This window comes from Aliivibrio sifiae, from assembly GCF_002954715.1.
Classification (GTDB): Bacteria; Pseudomonadota; Gammaproteobacteria; order Enterobacterales; family Vibrionaceae; genus Aliivibrio; species Aliivibrio sifiae.
Window position 1 is genome coordinate 1,056,267 of sequence record NZ_MSCP01000002.1, and the last position, 3,302, is coordinate 1,059,568.

General features: G+C 32.1%; 4 protein-coding genes. 3 read left to right on the forward strand and 1 reads right to left on the reverse strand.

From position 1 onward, the window contains the following. Positions 1–380: 380 nt before the first annotated feature. From BTO23_RS16000 to BTO23_RS16010, 3 genes are all read left to right on the forward strand, one after another. On the forward strand, positions 381–938 hold the full coding sequence (locus tag BTO23_RS16000; protein WP_245922126.1) for an imm11 family protein: 558 nt from the start codon (positions 381–383) through the stop codon (positions 936–938). A gap of 204 nt (positions 939–1,142) precedes the next feature. Next, on the forward strand, positions 1,143–1,763 hold the full coding sequence (locus BTO23_RS16005) for an imm11 family protein (RefSeq protein WP_105064014.1): 621 nt from the start codon (positions 1,143–1,145) through the stop codon (positions 1,761–1,763). Positions 1,764–2,015: 252 nt separating this feature from the next. Next, positions 2,016–2,441, forward strand: a complete 426-nt coding sequence (locus BTO23_RS16010) for a hypothetical protein (RefSeq protein WP_146107802.1) — start codon at positions 2,016–2,018, stop codon at positions 2,439–2,441. A gap of 81 nt (positions 2,442–2,522) precedes the next feature. Here the strand turns inward: BTO23_RS16010 and BTO23_RS16015 are convergent. Then, the coding region (locus tag BTO23_RS16015; protein ID WP_211295937.1) for a hypothetical protein at positions 2,523–3,302 on the reverse strand (780 nt) is incomplete at its 5' end.

Here is a 3,302-nt window from a genome sequence, read left to right on the forward strand (position 1 = left end):
TATTGGCTCGGCATCTAGTATATCCGCAGGGCAAATCTACATTATTTACAAAGAAAGTGCTGATGATTTTGTAATTAACTCACCAAGAAGTATTAATCCTCATTATCGGAAAAACCTTACCGACGATGTATTTTTCGATCTTGCAGCTCAAGGAAAACATTAAAGAAGCCAAAAAATCAGAAGCAAAATGTGCTAACAGATTACACGGAAAGAATTTATCTCGTCAAATTTCGGGGATCGATTTTCGATACCCGGGAAAAGAAGATACAATAAAAGGTAATAGAAAATTAATTACATTTAGTCAACAACATTGGGAGCCAAAGGTAGGTCAATGAATAAATACAACGAAGAATACTATATAGTTTTTGATAATTATAACGATGAAACTCTTTACCTTAGCCCTTTACAAAAAAACATTTGATAGAAACTATACCTATACAAAAGCAGTCATGGGACAAGATCCGTTTTTTTTTGAAAATGCATATAAAGATAAAGACTTATTAAACTCGATACAAAGACCAATTAAAAATGCACACTTAAACCTAAACTACCCTATTGTTTCTGATAAAGTAAAAGATGACATGAACAATTTTAAAATTGATAATTTCCAACTTTATTCAACAATCATAATTGATGACAATGGTGATTTTTATGACAATTTCTGGTTTTTTAATATTTTCAATAAGACAAATGTATTAAACTTAAAACGTTGTATTATTGATGATTATGATAAGCGACATGATATTGATAAATATTATCTTGATTCAAATAAATTAGACGCAATACCAGAGGAACAACGCTTAGTATTCATCCCAGAAAAAGCAAGTGGTGCTCCAGTTTTCCTCCATCAAAAAATAGTTGATATATTTAATAAGCATAAAGTAGATACTCTAAAGTTTATTAAAGTTTCAGAGTGGGAAATGGGTAAGCAATTCTAGATCCTTAATCATAAACACCAGTTCTTTCACTGGTGTTTTTGTTCCTACTAATCTTATATTTCTTCAATAAAAAATATCGACCATTTTAATTAGACTACATAGAATAAGAAACGAACACTATGCCACTTCAGTGACGTATAATAACCTAAAAACACCAATATTCTGGTTAGTATTTTATCTTACAATAATAACTAGCGGTAAAACATGAATAAATACAACGAAGAATATTACTTATTATTTCCAGAACCAGAGCAAGATGAATATGATGTAAATCCAGATAACAATACATCTCGTCGCCATTATGATTCTGAAGAACTTAATTACGGGCAAGAGCCATTATGTTTCTCAACTGAAACATATGATTTAAGTTTTGCAACCAGTAATTACGAAATCTTTTTTCCTGTAGGCAGTATAGTGGTTACTAAGGAATTAAAGTCTTTACTAGAAAATGGGATATATGGTTCAAAATTCTATCCTGCAATCGTTAAAGGAGAGAGTAAAGGCATTCGAGAAGATGTTTGGGCATTAAATATTTATGAATTACTCGATTGTTGGGATAGAGATAAATCAGTTGCCTCTTATCCCGGAGGTGTAAAATCTCTAGATGGCATTGATGTTGTACCATCTGTGAAAACTTTTCATTTATCGTCAGAAATACTAGATAATATTCCTGAAAAAGAGCGACTTCTCTTTGTTATGGATAATACGGATGTAACAAATATTTTTGTTCATCAAAAGTTTGTCGATATCTTTAAAAAACATAACATTCAAGGAACTAGATTTATAAAAGTTAGTAAGTATCGATTTGGTATGGAGTTTGTTTAGAGACTTAACTTATCATGTATAATCAATAAATTATCTATTAATACAACGAATAATAAACCAAGTCTTCTATAACATTACAAACACCAGCTCTCTTGTTGGTGTTTTTGTTTCTCTCTCTCCTTGTTCATTCCCCAACCTCACAACTACAAACTCAAAAAAACTACCATTTTAGTTATTTTACCTATTATTTCAGTGAGATTAAAAATCACTAATCGCATAAAATCCGCACACAATAAATTTTATAAAAACACTATGGCTATTCAACTAACTTCAATCCTCGAGAGCCGACGATTCAAAGACAGAAAATTTGCTCGCTTGGTATTAAATACAATCATTTTAATCATTGTTCTAATGATTATGACATTAGAAATCTTAGAAGATTACGATATTCAGGACATGTTCAATGATATCCAAGATAACATTATTGCTTTTACAACATTATGTTATATGAGTGCATTATATTCCTATGGTTATCAACTGTCGTTATTTAAACATCAATGGCAAGTATTCTTAATCTTATATTTAACACTTGCTCAAGCTATTTACGTATTAGGTTATCTTACTTACAAACAATATGACCAACATTCCATTACTTACCTGCTTAGTTACTGTTTATTCTGGATTATTTTTTACGGATACATGATTTTTACCATTAATAATGTAAAAAACGACATCTAGTAATAAGTACTACTTATTACCGGATGCAAAAACGCCAGTAAAGTTCACTGGCGTTTTTTATTAATAATCACTTAGCTCTGACTATGCAGCTTTTCTAATTAACCAATCATCACGATATACAAAAGCAATACTATTATCTAGAGGAATAGTTTTACTTATTGTTGTAGCATCCACACTAGATGAGTTACGTCCGTCAAGGGTTATCGTTATATCTGAATTATTCCATCCCGAAATATCTTCAGCGGTTGTACTCCAAGTTCCATCACTTTGAATTTGAACAGTTTGGTTAAATACTTCTGTGATTTCATTTATAGATTGAGCTTTTACCTTAAGTCTATCTCCATTAGAGAAACCAGTACTTACACCTGTAATAAGTAGACTATTCGAATCACTAGATCCAACAATATAATCATCAGAAATAGTATTTAGGACAATAACAGGAGTGACATTAACTTGTTCTGTATACTCATCCCCAAAATTACCTGATGTATCTTTATAACCAGCTGACACAATAAGATCTTTCTTACTTTCAACACCTACATTTAAAGAACTTATTGTCCCTACCCATTCATTTGTCGGTGCTGTTACCGATGAAAAGTCAATTGGTTGGCCTAAAGTTCCACTTACATTAGAGACATTTTCATTAAATCGGATAGTTACTTGAACACTATCACCATTTGACGGTGTTACCGGATTTAACGTGACACTTGAAACCGTTGGCTTCGCTGCCGAAAGGTTCGCCGTCTCTGTCACTGCTTCAGCAGCAATACCGTGTTGATTTGAACCAGTGACTGTCGCTGTTACTTCACCATCAGGCCAGCCGCTTAAATCTTGAACTGCCATACTCCAACTACCATCGTC